Origin of the sequence: Paenibacillus sp. S28 (assembly GCF_016624415.1) — a bacterium.
GTDB classification, from domain to species: Bacteria; Bacillota; Bacilli; order Paenibacillales; family Paenibacillaceae; genus Paenibacillus_AQ; species Paenibacillus_AQ favisporus.
Genome location: NZ_JACVTM010000009.1, coordinates 66,429 through 87,524, shown reverse-complemented (window position 1 = coordinate 87,524; position 21,096 = coordinate 66,429). Strand labels below are relative to the sequence as shown.

Below are 21,096 nucleotides of genomic sequence, written 5' to 3'. Positions count from 1 at the left end.
TATGCCGCAGGATATCTCTTGGCGCCGCCGGTGCCTTTCAAACGACTGATCTGCCGATGGCCGCCTGCCCTTGCAGCCGGTCAACCTGCTTGTTTACGGCGCAGACTTCAAGCGGGAGTTTTCTCTGATGGCCGCCGTTCCCTGGTACTTTTTATCGACATGCATTTCTCCCCATCGGCACATCATGTGCAGCAGCTCCTTCATGCTCCAGCCGTATTCGGTCAGTTCATACTCGACCTTGGGAGGAACCTCATTGTAGATGATGCGCTGAATGATGCCCTCGTCTTCCAGTTCGCGCAAGTGCTGGGTCAGCATTTTCTGGGTGATGGAAGGAATGAGATGAAGGAGCTCGTTGTTCCGCTTTTTGCCGAAGGTCAGATGAAACAGGATGACCGGCTTCCACTTGCCACCGATCACCTCCAGGGTTACTTCCACCGCCGTATTGTATATTTTCACCGGTTGATCCATACGTTTGCACCTCCGTAAGTAAGGGTCTGTTCGCCGCCGTCTTCAAGTCATCTCTACGGTATAGGATAACCTGGGGCCGCAGGGAGCGATAATCCGTCTGATTATTTCCAATATAGCATGACTGGTTGCGATCCGCATAACAGGCGACGGGAAATTGGAGGGCATTTTATTTTTATTCTTGAATTTAATATATGTATGCGATATATTGCATACATAAGATAAAGGAGTGAGCGATCATGCCGATCCCTAAAAGTTATTCCACGCCTGTGCGCATGACCGCTAAGGAGCGGGCCTTCAGCCAAATTCAGAGATGGATTATCGACGGCACCCTTCAACCGGGAGAAAAACTGGTGGATGCCGAGTTGGCGGAGGCCCTTGGGGTTTCCCGCACCCCCGTACGCGAGGCGCTGCAGCTGCTTGAAGTTCAAGGGCTGGTAGAAATGCATCCGGGAAGGGATACGCGCGTTCAGACGGTCGAGAAGGATGACATTCTGAAAATGTACGCTACCCTGGCTGCTTTGCATTCCCTGGCTGCTGAAACGGCTGCGACTCATATTTCGGCGGAGCAGATCGAACAGCTGAAGGGGCTTAACGCCGATTTCGCCACCGCGATCAAGCAGGGACAGCCGTACCAGGCGATGGAGCTTGACGAGCAGTTTCATAATCTGATCGTGGACGCCTCTGATAATGCCTACGCTGCATCCTTCAGCGCATCGCTGCAAATCCATATTCGGAGGTTCAAGTATGTTTTTCTGGCTCAGCCGGTGGCGGCAACCGCTGCCTCGGTAGAAGAGCATGCCCGCATCATTGAGGCGTTCGAGAAGAAGGATGCGGCGCTGGCCGCCTCGGTGATGAAGCAGAATTTGCTGAGACCGATGAAGGAGCTTTATGCATTCATTCAAAACCACTCGGAAGGAGACGATTCGAAATGACGAGTCAAGATCGACCTGATCTGCGGATTCGCAGCAAAGTCATCAGTGAGGGCGTAAACCGGGTCCCGAACCGGGCCATGCTCCGTGCGGTCGGGTTTAAAGATGAGGATTTCAAGAAGCCGATGATCGGCGTGGCCAGCACCTGGAGCGAAGTGACACCTTGCAATATGCATATCGATGAATTGGCCAGGGAAGCCAAGAAAGGCGCTCAGGCCGGCGGCGGGGCTCCGCTCATATTCAATACGATCACCGTTTCCGACGGGATATCGATGGGGCATGAAGGCATGCTATTTTCGCTGCCCAGCCGGGAAATTATTGCCGATTCGATCGAAACCGTCGTGAACGCCGAGCGTTTTGACGGCCTGGTAGCGATCGGCGGGTGCGACAAGAATACGCCGGCCTGCCTGATGGCCATCGGACGCATGAATCTTCCGGCTGTATACGTTTACGGAGGCACGATTCAGCCTGGATCGCTGAACGGCCGGGACGTAAATATCGTGACGGCCTTCGAAGCCGTCGGGCAGTATCATGACGGCAAAATGACTCCCGAGGAGCTCCATCAAATCGAATGTCACGTTTGTCCGGGTGCCGGAGCCTGCGGGGGGATGTACACCGCCAACACCATGGCTGCGGCCGCGGAAGCGATGGGCATGAGCCTGCCTGGTTCCTCATCGACGGCGGCCATCGCAAGCGGAAAAGCCGATGAATGTGCGAGGGCGGGAGAAACGGTGATTCAGCTTCTCGAAAAAGGGATTTATCCAAGAGACATTATGACGAAAAAGGCATTCGAGAACGCCATTACCGTCGTCATGGCGCTGGGGGGATCGACCAACGCCTTTCTGCATCTGCTGGCCATCGCCCATTCCGTTCAGGTCGATCTGACCATCGACGACTTCGAGCGGATTCGCAAGAAGGTGCCGCATCTTGCCGATCTGAAGCCGAGCGGCCGGTATATGATGCAGGATCTGAGCGATGCCGGGGGTGTCCCTGCGGTCATGAAGCTGCTGCTTGAAGCGGGCCTGCTTCACGGCGATTGCATCACCGTAACCGGGCATACGATCGCGGAAAATTTGGCAGCGGTGCCCCCGCTGCGGAGCGGCCAGAATGTCGTCAGACCGCTGGATCAGCCGCTGAAGCCTACAGGGCCGCTTGTTCTGTTAAAAGGTAATTTGGCCCCAGAAAGGGCCGTGGCCAAAATGTCCGGCCTGAGCAGGCTGTCCTTTACCGGGCCTGCCCGCGTATTTGACAGTGAAGAAGAAGCCACGGAAGCGATCGTGGGCGACCGGATCCGGAAGGGAGATGTCGTTGTCATCCGCTACTGCGGACCGAAAGGCGGTCCCGGCATGCCGGAAATGCTGTCCGTCACCGCCATGATTGTGGGCAAAGGACTGGGCGGTGACGTGGCGCTTCTGACCGACGGCCGGTTCTCCGGCGGCTCGCACGGTTTTGTGGTGGGACACGTGGCTCCGGAAGCTCAGGTCGGCGGTCCGATTGCCCTCCTTCGGGAAGGAGATATCATTACCATCGACAGCGAAACCCAGGAAATCAATATGCAGGTCAGCTCCGAGGAGCTGGAGGAGAGAGCAAAGCAGTGGTTCCCGCCGCAGCTGAAGCATTCCGCCGCCGTGCTGCGGAAGTATGCGCGGCTCGTATCCTCGGCATCCAAGGGAGCCGTCACGGATGAGGACGTTTAAATTGTAAGGAGGGGCACCGCGATAAAAGCGGTGCTCCCTTTTTTATTTACCATGACCCGCACATGTCCAATAACCCCGCATAATCGCGCCTTTATTTGGAAAATGTAGACCCATGATTCCCCTTTTCAGAGGGCTGTTCTCACCGCCAATTGACGGCCCTAAAGGGGGAGGGGACATACCGCTTTTGTTTGTAACGTTAGTTGCTTGGTTTATATATAACTAGGGCAATTTTCTTGTTCGCAACCGAAATCAAGGCGTGTTTACATTCCATTTTAAAGAGGCGAGGCTGTTTGGATTCCACAACACTGGTTAATTCACTTGTTCTATTAATGGCCGGCCTGCTGCTCGTCGGCGTACTGACCACCAAATTTTCCTCGAGATTCGGCATGCCGGCCCTTGTGCTGTTTATCATCGTCGGCATGCTGATTACGCGGTTCGTGTATTTCGATAACGTCCTCATCACCCAGATCGTCGGGATTTTGGCCCTGATTGTCATTTTGTTCGAAGGGGGCATGCAGACGAAGTTTGACGATATCAAGCCGGTCATCAAGCCTGCTCTGTCGCTGGCGACGGTGGGGGTGCTGCTGACGACCTTTATCGTCGGCGTCTGCGCCAAGTATATTTTGGGCGTGTCCTGGGTGGAAGGCTTTCTCTTCGGTGCCATCGTCGGATCGACGGATGCGGCCGCGGTGTTCTCGGTGCTTGGAGGGAAAAATATCAAAAAGCGTCTGACCTCCACCTTGGAAGCCGAGTCCGGCAGCAATGACCCGATGGCCGTCTTTCTTACCGTCTCCCTGATCGAATATTATCAGCATCCCGAGGCGGAAATCTTCCAAATGATCCTGTCGTTTTTCTGGGAAATGGGCATCGGCCTGGTCATGGGGCTGCTCATCGGCAGGCTGGCGGTTTACGTCATCAACAAGATCAATTTCGATTCGTCCGGACTGTATCCCGTGATGGCGCTCGGATTCGCCATTCTTGCGTACAGCGCTACTTCGGTGATCCATGGCAGCGGGCTCCTCGCCGTCTACGTGACGGCCATCGTCATGGGCAATTCCGATTTGGCCTATGGGCGTTCGATCATGCATTTTAACCAGGGATTCGGCTGGATGATGCAGATCGTCATGTTCGTGCTGCTCGGCCTGCTTGTCTTTCCAACCGAGCTGCCGGGTATCGTCGGGGAAGGTCTGCTGCTTTCTCTGATCCTGATGCTGATTGCAAGACCGGTGGGCGTCTTCCTCAGCACGCTCGGGATGAAGTATTCTTTCCGGGAAAAGCTGCTCATTTCCTGGGCCGGCCTGCGCGGAGCCGTACCGATCGTGCTGGCGACTTATCCGATGCTGGCGGAAATGGAGCACGGGCGGCTATTTTTTAACGTAGTGTTTTTCGTCGTACTGACTTCGGCTATTATCCAAGGGGCGACGATTTCCCCGTTTGCCGGGAAGCTGGGGCTGGCGGGAGAAATCAAACCGTCCAACCCTTCGCTCCTGGAGCTGACGGCCTTAGGCAAAGCCAAATCGGAAATCAACCACGTGGACGTCAACGAGACGATGGCGATCGCCGGCAAGGAAATTTCCGAGCTCGACCTGCCGGAGGACATTTTGTTTACGGCGATCATCCGCCACGAACAGATCATCGCTCCGCGCGGAAACACGAGGATCGAGTCCGGAGATACGGTGTATGTGCTGAGCCCGAAGGCGAAGCGGAAGCAGGTGAAGGCGATTCTGACTTCCCCGGCACTTCCGGTGGTTCATCTCAACGAGGTGAAGCAGAAGCCGGAAGAAGCCACCAACATCATACCGCCTAAAGACCCGGACGACCCTCCGGAACAGGAAACTTAACACAAAAGCCCTGCCTTCTTTGCAAAGAAGCAGGGCTTTTTGGAATGCCGGAGGTTCAGGCTTTTCCCAGGATAAAGCTGATGATCAGAATCAGGAGGACCAGGGTGGTAATCCCCGTATACAGCTTGTCGCCTTCGCGCACAAATACCCAGATGGAGATCGCGACGCGCAGTACGGGGGTCAGAATGAGCAGAATCAATCCAGCCGTGATGACGGCGTAGGGCTTGAATGACGCGATTCCGCTCACAACATCGGGGAGGCTGTGCGGGTAAGAGCTGCCGGGGTATCCGCTGCTTCCCTCCATAAAAAAGAGCACCAATCCCGCGATGATGACGGCTGCGCTCAGCACGACGCCGACCCGGAGCCAGCGGCTGACGGCCAGCTCCACCTCCAAAATATCTTTCTGCTGCCGCTCTTGACGTTGCTCGTTCGGTTCGCTCATTTCGTCAGTCCCACTCCTTCCCAAATCATCTGCAAGGCCACGTACGCCAGCACCGGAATGAACAGCAGGCGGATCGTCTTGCTCTTGAGGCGCTGCATAATTTGCGCACCGACGGTCGCTCCGGCCAGAACGCCGAGAGCCACCGGTCCGGCGATATGCGGGTCGATATCCCCGCGCAGCAGGTAGACTCCCGCGCTGGCCGCCCCGGTCACGCCCATCATGAAGTTGCTGGTAGCGGTCGAGACCTTCAAAGGAAGCTTCATGAACACGTCCATGGCCAGCACTTTGAAGCTGCCGCTGCCGATGCCGAGCAGGCCGGATACGATTCCCGCGCCGTACATGACGGAGAAGCCTCCGTAGACGTTTCCGGCATGGTAAGGGACGTCCTGCTTGATGGCTTTATCATAATAGCTTCCTTCAAGCCGGAGCTTCTTGGCAGCCGGGCTCATGCTGACCTCACCGGCGGCACCTTCGCTCTTCTTCTTGATCATATTAAACGCGGAGTAGATGAGCAGCAGCCCGAAGATGATATAGAGCAGATTAGGGGCGATGATGCCGCCGATAAACGCTCCGGTGATCGCCCCGATGGTCGTGGCGATTTCCAGAAACATCCCGACCCTCATATTGGTGATCCGGTCGCGGATGTATGCGATGGCGGAGCCGCTTGAAGTGGCGATGACGGATATGATGCTGGCGCCAATGGCATGCTCGATGCTGACCCCGAATAGAAGCGTCAGCGCCGGCGTGACGATAATGCCGCCTCCGAGCCCCAGCACCGATCCGACGATGCCTGCCAGAACGGAGATGAGCAGAATTTCCAAAGATAACGTAATCACATGAGTACACCTGCCTGTGTCAGAAAATAAGAGTCCGGATTGCGCTCTTCCGCCGTGTCCCTGTACACTAAAAACACGGGGCTTATCGCATCCGGATGCCGTGGAACGGATTCATTATACACCGTTTGTATAATATTAACCATACAAACGGACGATATTAATGCATTATATTTTTACAATGTAAAATACAACGAAGCAATGAAGCTTATGCCGGGAGAGGAAGAATGCCATGAAATTCAAACACTTGGACGAAAAAGACAATATGATTCTGGATCATCTGCTAGATAACGGCAGGCTCAGCCATGCCGAGCTCGGCCGTTTTGTGAACCTGACGCGGGCTGCCGTGCGGGAACGGGTCAATGGCCTCATGGAGCAGGGAATCATCGATAAATTTACGGTGATTGTCAACCCGCTGAAGGCCGGAAAAAGCATGTCGGTGTACTTCTTGATCGAAGTGGAGTGGAACCTGCTTGAGACCGTTGCCGAAACGCTGCTTGCGGATGATGAGATCACGAGCGTCTACCAGATGAGCGGCGGCCCGCACCTGCATGTCCATGCGCTGATGGATGACCAAGAGCATGTGGAAAAATATTTGCGGAAGCTCCAGACGGTGGAAGGCATCACGAACGTGCACAGCGAGTTTCTGATCCGCCGGTTCAAAGAGCGGGAAGGCATACAGATTTAAGATGTCCTTCATGCAGCTGCATCCATGCGCTCTTTCTCGTTTATCATGCCTATCTATGTATGTGGGTAACCGGATCGCGGGGAAGGCGTATCGGGCGTGTTAGATGAACAACCAATTTTGGGAGGTGTCTGGACAGATGGAGACCAAAGATCAGCTAGAGCAGGAATTAAGGCGGATTGAAAAATGGGAGAAGGATCAGAAAAGCGCGTGGTTTTGGGAAAAATGGAGCCGGCTGCCGTTTATGCTGCTGGACCGGCTGACGCCGAAAGTGATTCAGGATAAGCTGGCCGAAGGGCTTGGCGAGGTCGGACGGTTTCTGCAGACCGGCGGGCAGTATTTGGTGCAACGCAGATCCATTCTCAAGCGGCTTGAGCGGACGCATTCGCTTATGGGAAGCGGTCCGGAGGGAAGCAGAGCGCCGGAACCGGCGGATGGGCATGACGGCGGGGATGGAGCCGGTCTGACGCTCGCCGAGGCGGCGGATCTGCCGCTTGCGGTCATGGACAGCGTGGCGGATGAGCTCACCGCGAGCCGCGCCAAGCTTGCTGCTGCCCAAGGGGCGACAACGGGCATCGGCGGCGTATTGACGCTGGCCATCGACATCCCTGCGGTGCTGGGCCTCTCTTTGAAGGTGCTGCAGGAGATCGCCGTTTGCTACGGATACGATCCGAGGGATGAGAAAGAGCGCCTGTTTATCGTCAAGTGCCTGCAGTTCGCATCGGCCGACATCGTCGGCAAAAAGGCGGTGCTGGACGAGCTTGGGCAGTTTGACGGAGAGCACGCGCCGGCCCAAGTCATGTCGCAGATTCAGGGCTGGCGGGAAGTGGTGCAGACGTACCGTGACAGCTTCGGATGGAAAAAGCTGTTCCAGCTCGTGCCGATTGCCGGGATTTTCTTCGGCTCCATCAGCAACAAGGGCACGATTGAGGATGTGGCCGAAGCCGGAAAAATGCTGTACAGGAAGCGCCGGATTGTGACCAAGCTGCGCTCGGAGCAGCCGGACGGTGAGGCATAGGGCCGGCAACTTAAAAGGACCGCCACCAGGCATATTATAAAGCCCAGGGCAGTCCTTTTTTTCGGATCGATCGCTTTGACGCACAACAACTCTGATCAGGCTTCCGTTCCTTCGGACCACCGGTTCAGCAGCTTGTCGGAAGGAAGCAGATAAGTCAGAATGCCAAGCAGCGGCAGGAAGCTGCATATCTGCATGACGGTCGTAATGTCTACGATATCGGTCCATTTACCCAGCACAAGTGCGCCAAGGCCCCCCATCCCGAAAGCCAGGCCGGTAATGAGGCCGGAGACGGTTCCGATTTTGCCGGGGAACAGCATTTGCGCATACACGACCGTCACCGAGAAGCTGGAGAAGACGATCAGGCCGATGATCGCCAGCAGCACGCCGGACCAGAACAGATTCGCATAAGGCAGAAGGATGGCCAGCGGAGCAGCAAGGATCATCGAACAGAAGATCATGTTCCGTTTGCCGAACCGGTCGGCCAGTGGACCGCCAAAGAACGTGCCGACGGCGCCTGCTGCAAGGAACAGGAAAATGTAAACCTGTGCGTCGCTCACGGAAAGGTGGAAATTCTCCATGAGATAAAATGAAAAAAACGTGCTGATGGACGAGCTGTACCAGGAACGGACGAACACGAGCAGCACCAGCAGCACGATCGCGAAACGGACGCGGGAGCGCACCTCCGGACGCAGCTGGCGCGCCTGCGTTTTCTTCTTCTGGTACGCCCCGGTGCGCAGGCGGTTGCCGTACCATCTGGCGATAAAGATTTGGACCGCAATGCCGGCCGCGGCGACGATGGTAAACCAGATCGAGCCGAACAGGCCGAGCGGGATGAAAATCCACATCGTCAGCACGGGAGCCAGGGACTGCCCGGCGTTGCCGCCGACCTGGAAGATCGACTGGGCCAGCCCGCGGCGCGTTCCGGAGGCCATGTGGGATACCCTCGAGCCTTCCGGATGAAAGGCGGCCGAGCCCAGGCCCACAAATACGACGGCCAGCAGCACGGCCGGATAGGTTGTGGCGAAGGCCATCAGCAGCATCCCAGTGAAGGTGAAGCCCATCCCGATCGGGAGCAGCGCGGGCGTCGGCTTGCGGTCGGCGAACCATCCGACCACCGGCTGCATGAGGGAGGACGTAAAGTTGATCGCAAAAGAAATGACCCCGATCTGCGTATAGGTCAGGTGCATGGACGACTTCAGAATCGGGAAGATCGCCGGGATGACCGATTGGATCGAGTCATTAAACAGATGCACGAGGCTGATGGCGATGAGGATCCGGTAGACCGTGGCCGACATATCCGGCTGCGTCAGCGGCTGCTGTCCACTTGGCGGAGAAGTCTTGGTCATCGTTTGAACGGACATGTTACCTCCTTGTGTTTGAACTTAAGACGGATCGGCTATGTACATGTCAGGTCCTCTTTCGTTCGGAATATTTAAGGAGATTATATGTCAGATCCAGGCAAACCGTATACCCCTTACTTGATGAAAACTCCCCCGAACGGAATGATCTCCCGCAGCACCCGCTTGATCAGCCCGTCGTTGTTCATTTCCTTCTCCAGGTGGCTGCTCCGGTGTCCGGCCTGAAACAGCACCGTTCCCACACCCGTCATTTTAAAATGATAATTCATGTGCTGGCTGGCCAGCGTATTGCCGTAAACCGTCAGGTCGAGCTTGGCATTCTCGGGATAAGCGATCACGCTTCCCGCGTCAACGTACAGCGGCTCGTCCGGATGAAGCTCGGCTTCCAGGACCATGCCTTCGGTCAGGACGCCGATCGTGCCCGTCCCGGCAAATTTCACCTTGATGGCGTCACGGGTAATCAGCATATTTTTCGCGCTCAGAATCCGCGTTTTCATGGTGATGCCGGAGCTGTAAAAAAATAAATGCCGCAGGTCGTACAGCAAATCGCTGCCGCCGGCAAGCTCAATCGGCTTGACGCTGTAGCCGGGAGGCAGCGCTGCGGTAAAACTGCAGCTCCCCCGCATATCCGCCTGAATCAGCTTTTTCTTCCGGTACATCCCCTTGATGTTCATCAGCCGGTCGCTCCGCCCGTCGGACGGTCCCCTGTAGGCGATGATCTGCTCCGGATGCAGAAAATGCATCTCTTCCCCTTGTTCCAGCAGGAAGGTCACGGCTTGTCCGCTGTCCGGGCTTGCATGTTCCTGTATCGACAGATTCAATGGCAATTCCTCCTACTTCGGACTCCGGGATTTGTCGCTAAATCCGGTTGGCTCTGCGCATGAAGTACCGCATAATGCGGATAAAAACAAAATACCCGGCGGCCAGAGCAACCACTGTGACCAGCATGACTTTCAGCTTATGCTCCCTGGCTGCCCTGGCCTGATTGGTTTCCTGCAGCGCCTGAACGGTTTCGGACAGCTCCTTGTTCTGCGCCATCAGCTCGGCGTTCTGCTCCTGGTACTGCTTCGCGTCGGCTTGAGCCCGGTCGAGGTCGTCCAAAGTTTCCCGGTAGCTCTCCTTCAGCCGGTTGACTTCGCTGGGGAGGCCGGAGAACGTCTCCACCCCTTTATAAAAATCGTCGAAATAATTCGCTTTGGCGGAAGTCTTGAACAGCATCGTGCCGCATATGACAATCATCACCGCGCATAATAGGCGGATCAGCGATAAGTTCCGGTTCATAAAGCAACAACCTCCTGCATAGAGTTATAGAAAGTGAGGGTTGTCCATCACGCAGGACAGGCCGGAGCCGTCCATAGAATATACTCGAAAACCGGCGGATAAGTTCCACTTTCGTCCATTTTTGCCGGACCGGTTTCAAATGGCGCCCAAAGCGGGTAAATGAAAAAGGAAGCCGGATGACGTACCAAAAGGCGGACAGAAGAGCCAGTCGCAGGAATAGAAGAAGCCCTCTCAAATATACGAATATATACGACATGAAAAGGAGCAATGAATGATGCGTGAAACAGAACAACAATATAAAAAGATTATGATTACCGTTAACGGCGAGCCTTTGGGCAAGGAGCTGTGGATTGACAAAGTTACGTATGCACCGGTCCAAATCCGCGAAACGGCCGGTCCAACCGAAACCAAAATGAATGCAATTGTCAGTTAATGTCTAAATAATACCATATTTCAAAACACAAAAGACCTGGAATCCTTCGAGATTCTGGGTCTTTTTTCGCACGGGCGAAATTTATGCCGATAAAAAAAGTTTGCCGCTTCGAATCTACACTACACGTTTCGACATTTATTTCAATTTCGTTCTTTTATACTAGTTTAGGACAAATCGTAGGACTTTTTACATAAAGATGCATTGAAGTGAAAAAGCCGCGATAAAGGGAGTGGTTTACTCGAAAAAAAGGAAGAATCAGGTAGAAAATAGTGGAATGTTGTGATATTATTTACAAATATATGAATGCGAACGTATGTTCCGTGACAAGATGCTGTCAGCCAACATTGGTACGATATAAAGATGATGAATTAAGATAGGGGTGAACATCCATGCAGTCAGGTATACAGGATCAATTTACATGGAACCGCAATCATATTTTTGCCAGCGGAATGAATAAGGCTATTCTACTAGTCGAGTGGTACGGAGGGACGCTGCGTCCTGCCCGGAGGCGAACCTCCCCTAAGCTTATCGCCCGGGATGTGGAGCTGCACTTGTGGCTGGAACCGCATGTGACCTTGCTGCGTATTTACGGGGCAAAGGCAAGAAGAGGACTGAATCATTCATTGATCGTGCCGCTTGGGCATCTGCAGGACGGAGTCAAGCAGTTCTTTGCGATCGAGCTTGCCCTTGAGCCGCAAAGCCCAGGTCTTCACGGCGTTATCTCGGCCCAGTGGCGTTACAAGGAGCGGAACAAGGAGCGGATCAAGGAGCTCCCCGTCAAAGAACTTTATATGAATTACACGTATCACATGGGGCTTTTGCGTCAGCAGGAGGATTTCCACGTCCATAAGCATGTGAAACTTCTGGAAACACCGGGAGTAGTCAAGGAAGCCATCAGGCTGTTCGAATTCGGCGATATTGAGCATGGGGAATGGGTGCTCCGCCGCAAGGGGGACGAGCTGCTGATCAACGCGGCCCGGAACGCGGACGGCCGTTTACTGGCCGAGGCCGACATGCTGTACCAGCTTAGTGAGCACTATGTAGGAACTTACATGAATAGGAATACTTCTTTGGTCAGAAACGGGTAAGGAGTCGCATGTATACCCTGCCATTTCAAGTACATATTTTTCAAGAAAAAATAGCAAAAACGAAGGGGATGGTCTTTGGAACATGAAAGCAGGATTCACTTTGCTACAAGTCGAATGGACTACTTCGGAAGTTGAGATATGAGTCTAATTTACTATACGAGCTAGGAGAATCCACATGACAGACAGACTGATCCGACTAATGCGCATTATCACCCTGGTTCAGGCCAAGCCCGGCATTCTGGCGAGGGAGCTTGCGGAGCGCTGCGGGACCAGCGAGCGGACGATATATCGCGATATGGATGCCCTGAGCGCCATGCACATTCCGATTACCCATCAGGGGCATGGCAAGGGGTACAGGTTCATCGGGGATTTTGCCTTGTATCCGCTGGATTGGACGGAAGAGGAAACGTCCGCTTTCGCGGCGCTTCCTTCCATTATGAATCAGATTAAACCAATCCTGCCCGCGGCGTTTGAAAGTGCATATGAGAAAGTCATGGCGGCGAACCATAAGCGCAGAGCAGATTCCGCGGTAACAGAGCAGCAAGAAGCAATGACATCGGCGGACAAGTCTGCGGCAGCGATACGGGATCAGCCGCCGTTTCTCATCCCGATCCTCATGGCCACCCTGTCCCAGCATACGATCCAGGCGGAATACGTTCTTTCTGACCGCCGGGAGCGAAAGTCCGGAAGAATCGATCCTTACTGGCTCGTACCTTGGAAGCAGCGCTTTTATCTGGTCGGCCGGAGTCATTCGGAAGGGAATATCCAAATTTACCCTCTTAGCAATTTTCAGCAGGTAGAAGTTTTAGATGACGTATTCGTCAAAGTACATATGCATGTTCAGCAAGAGTTGTTGGATCCTTATCATGAGCAGCACGAGCAAGACCAAATACAGTTTAAAATCAGGATCTCCCCCCGGATGGCGAATATGTTCAAAACTGAGGCGTTTATTCCCCCGATGCGAATGGCGGAGAGCCTGGACGGCAGTCTGATTGTGGAGTTATGTGTGACCAACGTGGTTGAATTTATAAGCTGGCTGTCCCAGTATGGGGCTGAAGCCGAAATCATGGAGCCTGTATTTTACAGGGAGATGATGAAACGAAATTTGCGCAAATGGCTTGCTTTATACAAATGATACAGGATCCCCGCGCTTTATTGCTCACCCTGCAACAGGGAAATGCCAGCAGTTGACATCCCCCTTCCCGATGGATGCTGGCCCTGTCTTTTCAATACCTCCACATGCTTGGCAGCGACTTCAGATTTGATATCCCGCCCCATTTGAGAATCCGAACGACGAAAGGCCGACTTCGCTTGAGTCATAACGATATATTCAAGGAAATCGTATATTTATCATTTTCCTATCATTCTCCTCACTGTCAAGATATGTTAAAATTGTAGGGAGTGTTTTCCAGTTAGAGATCAGTGCTAGGAAGTGGGGAGATCGGTGAACAATTTTTTGGGAAGGAACGTGAAGGGCGACAAGGACAATGAGCCTAAGTCCGGGCTTAACTTACGGGTGAATTTGTTTTTTTTCAGCACCTTCGTCATATTTTGCGTCATTATTATCCGGTTGGCCGTCATACAATTCGTCGAAGCGGATACGCTGACGGAGAAGGAAACAGGGCAAAACACGAAAAATATTCCGCTCCCGCCTGCCCGTGGAGATATTTTGGACGCGACCGGAACCAAACTGGCTTTTTCTACGCCGGTACAGTCACTGTACATAACCCTTCAGAAGGATTACAGCAACGCGACGGAAAAAAGCAGGAAGAACCGCAAGGAAGCGGAGCAATTGGCACAAAAAATAGCGGATGTCTTTAACGGATTGGGGGACCCGATCAAGAAGGAAGACATCATCGAAGCGATGGACCTGGATTCCAAGAAAGAGCACGGGTATTATCCGCGCCGGATCAAGATGGATTTATCACAGCGGGAGATCGCCTATTTCATGGAGCGGAAATCCGAATTTCCGGGGATCGAAATTATTGAGGAATCAAAGCGGACATATAACCCGAATACGATCGCGGTGCAAACGGTCGGATATATTAAGAGCTTCAAGCATACGGAGTCGTTAAAAGAGTATGATGAGGCGCGCAAAGACCAGAAGGATTCCGGACTCGTCTATACACCGGATGAGCTGGTCGGGGTCGACGGTGTCGAGATGTCCTTTCAAAAAGAGTTGCGGGGCAAAAACGGGTATAAAGTAGTCTCGGTAACGCCGGGCAACATCGTCGACGGCGTTGAGGAGATCGTCCCGCCCGAGAAGGGAAACGACGTCTGGCTGACGATCAACAAGCAGGTGCAGCAGACGGCGGAGCAGGCGATCATGGACCAGCTGGACTGGGTGCATCACAATCCCGTGTCTGGTGAAACGCATCCCAATGCGCTGACGGGTTACGCCGTTGCCATGGAGGTGGATACCGGCAAGATTGTGGCCATGGCCAGCATGCCGGATTATGACACAAATGTATGGGCGGACGGGGGGATCTCCGATAAGGATTATGAAAAGATCAAGTTCAATTACCAGAATGGGACCATTACCCCCATTTCCTCAGGTAAATCAGGCCACAATATGGAGTCTACGCTGCTGCTCGGTTCCACGATGAAGCCGCTCAGCGTGCTGGTCGGCCTGAAGGAGCACTTGTTCTCGACGACGACACCATATAACGATGTCGGCATTGCGTATTTCGGCAAAGAGAAGAAAGCTGTACGCAACTCGCAGAACCATGCTTACGGATACCTCCGCACCCCCGCCGAGGCCATCGAGCATTCGTCAAATACCTTTATGGTCGAAATGGTCGGTGACAGGCTGTATTCAAAATATAAAAACAAGGGCGGTACATACAACAAGGGCATCGACGTCTGGGACAACTATATGAAGCAGTTCGGTTTAGGGGTATCAACGGGGATCGATCTCCCCAATGAATTTCTGGGCAGAAGGGAGTATATGCCCGACAAAAACGGCAAATTTCCGCAAACAGGCAGCGCCCAGGGTTCTCTCGTCTATGCTTCCTTCGGCCAGGAAGGCAAGTATACAACCCTCCAGCTCGCTCAATATACCGCCACACTAGCCAACGAAGGGGAACGCATCAAGCCGCAGATCGTCAGCAAGATTACCGACCAGAACGGCAAGGTGATCAAAACCTTTAAGCGTGAGGTGCTGAACAAGACCGACGAGTTTGACAAATCGTATTGGAATCTTGTGCGGCGAGGGATGAACACCGACGTAAAGTCGGCGTTTGCAGGCTTCCCATATGATTTTGCCAGAAAAACAGGCACCTCTGAGCAGTGGGCAGATGGAAAAAACCGGGATAACGGTGTCTTTATCGCCTATGCCCCGCGGAACAATCCGAAGCTGGCCGTCGCCGTCGTCATTCCGGAAGGGGGCTTTGGCGCATACAGCGCAGCTCCGATCGCCCGCAAAATTTTCGATGCGTATGACCAGGAATACGGACTCGACGGGGTACCGAAGAAAAACAAGCAGGCTGTGAACCCCTAAAACCGTTCGAAAACAACGGCCATTCGGCTTAGCAGCTTCCCTGGATGTCCGCTCCGTTAGAATCATGCTTTCATATGTATATATTGGATGAAGACCGACCCGATTTTCCGGGCGGTCTTTTTCTGTTGTTCTTAAAAAAGCAACAGCATCCTTATGTCCCAACCCAGGGGAAGAGCGAAAGATGTCGAATGCATGCCTTTTATGCTAGAATAATAAAGGTCGTTTTACATAGGTCAGACAGGAAGGAGGAATGCTGGTGAGCGACTATACGACGGACCATGCGCAGGAAGGTCCGAAGAAGGGGAAAAACAGCTTTAACCTGCGGATTAACCTGTTCTTTTTCAGTACGTTTATTATTTTCTGTGTCATCATTATCCGGCTCGCCATTTTGCAGTTTGTGGAGGGGCCGACGCTGACGGAGAAGGAGTCCAGCAACATCGTCAAGGATGTGCCGTTGCCTCCGGTCCGGGGAACAATTTACGACGCTTCGGGCGTGAAGCTGGCCTATTCCACGCCGACCCAGTCGCTGTATCTTACCTTGATGAAGGATTACAGCGAGAAGAACGGGAAGAAGAACCGTCCGGAAGCCGAAAAGATGGCGGAGGATCTGCTGGAAGTGTTCAATCAATACGGCGATCCGAACGGCGAGAAAATGACCAAGCAGGATATCATAGATGCAATGGATCTGGATTACAAGAAATACTCGGGTTATTCACCGCGCCGGATCAAGATGGATTTGTCGGACAAGGAAATCGCCTACTTCTCGGAGCATAAGTCCGATTTCCCGGGTATCGCGATCGAAGAGGAAAGCATCCGGCATTATGACCCCGACACCGTGGCGGTGCAGACGATCGGGTACATCCGGACTTTTAAGGGTTCCAAAAGTTTGACCAAGTACAAGACGATCGACGAGCAGCAGCGCAGCGGCGATGCTCAGACCGACCCGGGCCTGATTTATACTGAACCCGAGTTTGTCGGTTACGATGGCCTGGAGCTGATGTATCAGGACGATCTGCGCGGCAAGAACGGATACAAGAAGGTGCCGATCGATCCCCGCAACATGCCGGAGGGCGTGGAGGACATCGTGCCTCCGGAGAAAGGGCATAACGTCTACAGCACGATCAACAAGGAGATTCAGCTGCAGACGGAGCAGGCCATTACCGACCAGCTGAGCTGGCTCCATACGCATCCGGTTTCGGGCAAGCTGCATCCGAACGCGACGACGGGATTTGCCGTCGCGATGGAAGTGAAGACGGGCAACATCGTCGCCATGGCCAGCATGCCGGACTACGATACGAACGTATGGCAGTCGGGCAGCATCTCGCCGGAGAACTGGGATAAAATCCAGAACATTTACCAGAACGGCACGATCCGTTCCTTTAATCCGGGTAAATCCGGCAGCCATCCGGAATCGGTCGTGCTGCTCGGTTCCACGATGAAGCCACTTAGCGTCCTGATCGGACTGAAGGAAGGCTTGATTCGAACAAACACCTACTATAACGATACGGGTGCGGCATACTTCGGTAAAGAAGGCCACCAGACCCGCGTACAGAACTCCCAAGGCCACGTGTACGGCGGGATGGATCCGGCGCGTGCGATCGAAAAATCGTCCAACGCGTTTATGGTCGACGAAATTGGGAAAAAGCTGTATGAAAAATACGGCTCCAAAGCCATCCAAGTATGGGACGGCTACATGACTTCGTTTGGCCTCGGGGTCAGCACGGGCAGTGGTTTGCCAGGTGAATGGGAAGGCCGCAAGGAGTATATGGATGTAAAAGCAGCCGGTTCAGCCCAGGCGGCCATGGCCTATGCTTCCTTCGGGCAGCAGGGGAAATACACGACGCTGCAGCTCGCCCAATACGCCGCCATGCTGGCTAACGAAGGCAAGCGGCTGAAGCCGCAGCTCGTCAGCAAGATCACCGACGACAAAGGCAACATCCTTAAGACGTTCAAGCCGGAAGTGCTGAACACCGTCAATTTCAGCCAGTCGTACTGGGATGAAATCAAGCGCGGGATGAAGAGTGACGTCTCCTCCTTTGAAGGCTTCCCTTACAGCTTTGCCCGGAAGACGGGGACATCGACCCAGAGCGTCGGCGGCAAGCTGATCGATAACGGGGTGTTTATCGCTTTTGCTCCGAAGGAAAATCCGGTTCTGGCCATTGCGGTTATGATCCCGGAAGGGGGCTTCGGCTCGCAGAGCGCCGCGCCGATCGCGCGTAAAATTTTCGACGCGTACGACGAGGTGTACGGACTGGACGGCGTTCCGAAAGGCAAGAAGGAAACGACTGATGGTCAAAGCAACCCATAATAAATTCAGGCAGTGCCTGCAAGGCCGTGGATTCCATCGGTGCTTGCGGTAAACTGGCTGATCTAGGCAGGCAGTGACACGGGACTTTCCCCGGCTGCCTGCTTTTTTAATGATAGGCCTGTCCAGCAATGTAAGTGCCGCTGTAAATCCTTTTTGTGAGGTCCCGGTCCTTGTGGTAAAATGTCCGTATGTCTGTGTCAAAACGGAAAGAAAAGCGCTGGAACAAGGACAGGGGGAAACGGCATGAGTACGAAATACAAGTTACTCGCACTGGATATGGACGGAACGCTGCTGACCGATGAGCAGAACATTTCGAAGGAAACGGCGCAGTGGATCCGCAAGGCGTCGAAGCACGGCGTGCATGTGTGCCTGTCGACAGGACGCGCATTTATGAGCGCCCTGCCTTATGGGGAAGAGCTCGGTCTGACCACGCCCATGATTACGGTAAACGGCAGCGAAGTATGGCGTGCCCCGCATGAGCTTCACCTGCGCTCATTGATGGATGTGGAGCTGGTGAAGGCGATGCACGACATCGCGGTGGAGGAGGACTGCTGGTACTGGGCCTATTCCGTTGAGCAGCTGTACAATAAGGATCATTGGACGGATGACGTCGAAGGCAAGGAATGGCTCAAATTCGGCTATCATACAGAGGATGACGAAGCGAGACACCGTATACTCATGAAGCTGCAGGATATGGGCGGCCTTGAAATCACCAACTCCTCGCCGTTTAATCTGGAGATCAACCCGGAAGGCGTGAACAAGGCTGCGGGCATTGCGGAAGTGTGCAAGCTGCTGGGCCTGACGATGTCTGAAGTCATTGCGGTCGGAGACAGCATGAACGATCTGGCGGCGATCCAGCAGGCCGGGCTCGGCGTAGCTATGGGCAACGCGCAGCAGGTCGTGAAAGATACAGCCGATTATATTACGTCAAGCAACAACGATGACGGAATCGCTGAGGTTATCCAAAAATTCATTTTTGACGAGGAGTGAGCATAGGCGATGGCTGTGCTTGGCTGGATTTTGGTCATTGCGCTGTTCGCAATCGGCTTGGCCGGCGCCGTGTACCCGATACTGCCGGGGGCGCTGGCTATCTTTTTTGCCTTTTTTGTGTATGGCTGGTTTTTTACGTTTTCCCATTTCAACACCTGGTTCTGGATCATCCAGGGCCTCATCATCGTGGTGCTGTTCGTAGCCGACTATGCCGTCGGCGCCTGGGGAACGAAGAAATTCGGCGGCTCCAGGCTGTCGGTCATTCTAAGCACTATCGGGGCTATCATCGGGCCGTTTGTCATTCCGGCCTTCGGACTTGTGATCGGACCATTTGTAGGCGCGTTTGTGGGAGAGCTCATCAACGGATCGTCGCCGTCAAAAGCGGTGAAAGTGGGCTTCGGGACGCTTGTCGGCCTGTTCAGCAGCATGGTGATGAAAGTGATCCTGCAAATCGTCATGATCATCGTATTTTTCGTTTGGATCGTGTTTTTCTAATGAGAAGATAACGCATGGGCGGTCACCCGTCCGGGGTTGTGCTTGCTGGGGAAAGAAGGGGAATAGGGTTTGGCGAAGAAAGAATCATTTATTAGAGGCACGCTCATTCTGGCTGCCGCTGCGCTGGTGGCGCGCGTGCTCGGACTGGTGCAGCGGGTTCCGCTGGATCACCTGTTTAATGACATAGGCAAGGCCTCGTTTACGATTTCGAACAACGTCTATTTGCTGCTGCTGACCGTGGCAACGGCAGGCATTCCGAGTACGCTGAGCAAAATGGTATCCGAGCGTTATGCGCTGAAGAAGCCGGCGGAAGCGCAGCGCGTGTACCACGCAGCGCTTATTTTCGCCGCGGCGGCGGGCGTCATCATCACCATTCTGCTGTATGTGCTCGCACCGTATTATGCGACCTACGTTTCCAAGGTGCCGGAAGCGTCGCTCGCCATCCGCGCGCTGGCGCCGGCGCTGCTGCTGTTTCCGGCGATCGCGATGATGCGCGGATACTTCCAGGGTCGCGGCAACATGACCGCGGGCGGCATTTCGCAAATCGTCGAGCAGTTCGCCCGGGTCGGCACTGCAATCCTGCTGGCTTATATTCTGCTGAAGAGCGGATACGAGGACAGCTGGGTGGCGGCCGGCGCTTCTTTCGGGGGCGTGCTCGGCAGCATCGGCGCGTTTGCCGTCATGCTGTATTACACCGTCAAGATTCGCAAGCAGGACCGGGCGCTGATGCTGGAAGCCGGTCCGGATTCGCATCTGCCGATGGGACAGATTTACAAGGATATTTTTACGATCTCGATTCCGATCGTCCTGTCATCGATGACCGTGCCGGTGGTCAACTTTATCGACTCGTCGATCGTCAATCCGCTCCTGATCGGCCGGATCGGCGAAGCGAAAGCGACGCAGCTGCTCGGGATTCTCGGACAGCGCGCGCAGAGCGTGGCCGGCATTCCGCCGATTCTGGCCATCGCGCTCAGCACCTCGCTGATTCCGGTCATTTCGGCCGCCTTCGCCCGGAAGGACGAAGCGCATCTGAAGCAGCAAATCACGCTTGCGCTGCGCATCTCGATCCTGACCGGCATGCCAATCGTCATCGCCCTCTGCGTGGCGTCGTATTCGATCAACGGCCTGCTGTTCAGCAGCCTGGACGGCAGCGGACTGATTATGCTGCTGACGTTTGGTACGATCTTCCAGATTACGATGATGACGACCAACTCGATCCTGCTGGGTGTCGGCAAAGCGTACCTGACGGTCATCAGCGTGATGATGGGCATTATCATCAAGCTCCTTGGAAGCCTTATTCTCGCTCCATGGCTTGGCATATACGGCATCATCGCCGCGACGGGACTCTGCTTCCTCGTCATTACGTGGCTGAACCTGCGTGTCATGAAAAAAATCGTGCCGTTCTCCATTCTGGGGAAACGCTGGCGTGGTTTTCTCATTACCGTGATCGTCACCGGTGCCGTTGGATACGGGCTTAACGCCGCGGGCGATCAGCTCGTCCACATTTTGCCGGACAGGCTGGCGTTCCTGATCACCTGCCTGGTGGTTGGCGTCGTAGTCGTGGTGCTGTATCTTGCACTGCTGGTCATGCTCGGCGTGCTGCGCCAGCAGGAGCTGTCCAGCTATCCGCGTATCCTGCAGAAGGCGCTGCGTCCGCTGATGCGCCTGCAGCCGTCCCGGTTGAAATCGCAGGAACGGGGTTAATACGGTCCGTGCCGCATCAGTTTATAG

Annotated in this window: 19 protein-coding genes; 13 read left to right on the top strand and 6 right to left on the bottom strand. The window is 54.2% G+C overall.

Features of this window, described 5'->3' with window-relative positions:
• Positions 1–93: 93 nt before the first annotated feature.
• The gene (locus IAE55_RS21230; RefSeq protein WP_116234094.1) at positions 94–468 is read right to left on the bottom strand and encodes a winged helix-turn-helix transcriptional regulator; all 375 of its coding nucleotides are present in this window, start codon (positions 466–468) and stop codon (positions 94–96) included.
• A 236-nt stretch (positions 469–704) separates the two neighbouring features.
• Between IAE55_RS21230 and IAE55_RS21225 the strand changes: the two genes are divergently transcribed.
• The 3 genes from IAE55_RS21225 (at position 705) to IAE55_RS21215 (ending at position 4,935) form a co-directional block, all read left to right on the top strand.
• A complete protein-coding gene (locus tag IAE55_RS21225) occupies positions 705–1,400 on the top strand; it encodes a GntR family transcriptional regulator (RefSeq protein WP_200633822.1) in 696 nt (231 codons plus the stop codon).
• The gene (ilvD, locus tag IAE55_RS21220; RefSeq protein ID WP_200633821.1) at positions 1,397–3,094 is read left to right on the top strand and encodes a dihydroxy-acid dehydratase; all 1,698 of its coding nucleotides are present in this window, start codon (positions 1,397–1,399) and stop codon (positions 3,092–3,094) included. The genes IAE55_RS21225 and ilvD overlap by 4 nt, the downstream gene beginning before the upstream one ends.
• Positions 3,095–3,384: 290 nt before the next feature.
• Complete coding sequence (locus tag IAE55_RS21215) at positions 3,385–4,935, top strand: potassium/proton antiporter (RefSeq protein ID WP_105445062.1); 1,551 nt, start codon at positions 3,385–3,387, stop codon at positions 4,933–4,935.
• 55 nt (positions 4,936–4,990) lie between these two features.
• On the opposite strand, the gene IAE55_RS21210 is transcribed toward IAE55_RS21215, so the two are convergent.
• Together IAE55_RS21210 and IAE55_RS21205 are read right to left on the bottom strand one after the other, a co-directional pair.
• Positions 4,991–5,377, bottom strand: a complete 387-nt coding sequence (locus IAE55_RS21210; protein WP_105445063.1) for a DUF1634 domain-containing protein — start codon at positions 5,375–5,377, stop codon at positions 4,991–4,993.
• Complete coding sequence (locus IAE55_RS21205) at positions 5,374–6,213, bottom strand: sulfite exporter TauE/SafE family protein (RefSeq protein ID WP_105445064.1); 840 nt, start codon at positions 6,211–6,213, stop codon at positions 5,374–5,376. The genes IAE55_RS21210 and IAE55_RS21205 overlap by 4 nt, the downstream gene beginning before the upstream one ends.
• Before the next feature lie 229 nt (positions 6,214–6,442).
• Between IAE55_RS21205 and IAE55_RS21200 the strand changes: the two genes are divergently transcribed.
• Both IAE55_RS21200 and IAE55_RS21195 read left to right on the top strand, forming a co-directional pair.
• Positions 6,443–6,898, top strand: coding sequence for an Lrp/AsnC family transcriptional regulator (locus IAE55_RS21200; RefSeq protein ID WP_089548473.1), 456 nt, complete (start codon positions 6,443–6,445; stop codon positions 6,896–6,898).
• 136 nt (positions 6,899–7,034) lie between these two features.
• Positions 7,035–7,913, top strand: a complete 879-nt coding sequence (locus IAE55_RS21195) for an EcsC family protein (protein ID WP_234489749.1) — start codon at positions 7,035–7,037, stop codon at positions 7,911–7,913.
• Between the two features lie 95 nt (positions 7,914–8,008).
• Here the strand turns inward: IAE55_RS21195 and IAE55_RS21190 are convergent, their stop codons facing one another.
• From IAE55_RS21190 to IAE55_RS21180, 3 genes are all read right to left on the bottom strand, one after another.
• The gene (locus IAE55_RS21190) at positions 8,009–9,274 is read right to left on the bottom strand and encodes an MFS transporter (RefSeq protein WP_105445067.1); all 1,266 of its coding nucleotides are present in this window, start codon (positions 9,272–9,274) and stop codon (positions 8,009–8,011) included.
• Positions 9,275–9,387: 113 nt separating this feature from the next.
• Complete coding sequence (locus tag IAE55_RS21185) at positions 9,388–10,092, bottom strand: AIM24 family protein (RefSeq protein WP_145163282.1); 705 nt, start codon at positions 10,090–10,092, stop codon at positions 9,388–9,390.
• A 37-nt stretch (positions 10,093–10,129) separates the two neighbouring features.
• Positions 10,130–10,552 (bottom strand): hypothetical protein, encoded by a 423-nt coding sequence (locus tag IAE55_RS21180; RefSeq protein WP_145029353.1) that lies wholly within the window; start codon positions 10,550–10,552, stop codon positions 10,130–10,132.
• Positions 10,553–10,823: 271 nt separating this feature from the next.
• Here IAE55_RS21180 and IAE55_RS21175 point away from each other — a divergent pair, with 271 nt between their 5' ends.
• The 8 genes from IAE55_RS21175 to IAE55_RS21140 all read left to right on the top strand — a co-directional run bounded on the left by IAE55_RS21175 (position 10,824) and on the right by IAE55_RS21140 (position 21,069).
• A complete protein-coding gene (locus tag IAE55_RS21175) occupies positions 10,824–10,985 on the top strand; it encodes a hypothetical protein (protein WP_167527104.1) in 162 nt (53 codons plus the stop codon).
• A gap of 389 nt (positions 10,986–11,374) precedes the next feature.
• Positions 11,375–12,073, top strand: coding sequence for a hypothetical protein (locus tag IAE55_RS21170; protein ID WP_145163280.1), 699 nt, complete (start codon positions 11,375–11,377; stop codon positions 12,071–12,073).
• 175 nt (positions 12,074–12,248) lie between these two features.
• Positions 12,249–13,208, top strand: a complete 960-nt coding sequence (locus tag IAE55_RS21165; RefSeq protein ID WP_200633820.1) for a helix-turn-helix transcriptional regulator — start codon at positions 12,249–12,251, stop codon at positions 13,206–13,208.
• Positions 13,209–13,517: 309 nt separating this feature from the next.
• Positions 13,518–15,572: a peptidoglycan D,D-transpeptidase FtsI family protein gene (locus tag IAE55_RS21160; RefSeq protein ID WP_438822546.1), complete on the top strand. Its 2,055-nt coding sequence runs from the start codon at positions 13,518–13,520 to the stop codon at positions 15,570–15,572.
• 256 nt (positions 15,573–15,828) lie between these two features.
• Entirely contained in the window at positions 15,829–17,880 is a 2,052-nt protein-coding gene (locus IAE55_RS21155; protein WP_258168828.1) for a peptidoglycan D,D-transpeptidase FtsI family protein, read from the top strand.
• Positions 17,881–18,123: 243 nt separating this feature from the next.
• Entirely contained in the window at positions 18,124–18,870 is a 747-nt protein-coding gene (locus IAE55_RS21150; protein ID WP_076173693.1) for a Cof-type HAD-IIB family hydrolase, read from the top strand.
• A 9-nt stretch (positions 18,871–18,879) separates the two neighbouring features.
• A complete protein-coding gene (locus tag IAE55_RS21145; RefSeq protein WP_076173695.1) occupies positions 18,880–19,365 on the top strand; it encodes a DUF456 domain-containing protein in 486 nt (161 codons plus the stop codon).
• Positions 19,366–19,434: 69 nt separating this feature from the next.
• The gene (locus IAE55_RS21140) at positions 19,435–21,069 is read left to right on the top strand and encodes a putative polysaccharide biosynthesis protein (RefSeq protein ID WP_105445073.1); all 1,635 of its coding nucleotides are present in this window, start codon (positions 19,435–19,437) and stop codon (positions 21,067–21,069) included.
• Positions 21,070–21,096 lie beyond the last annotated feature (27 nt).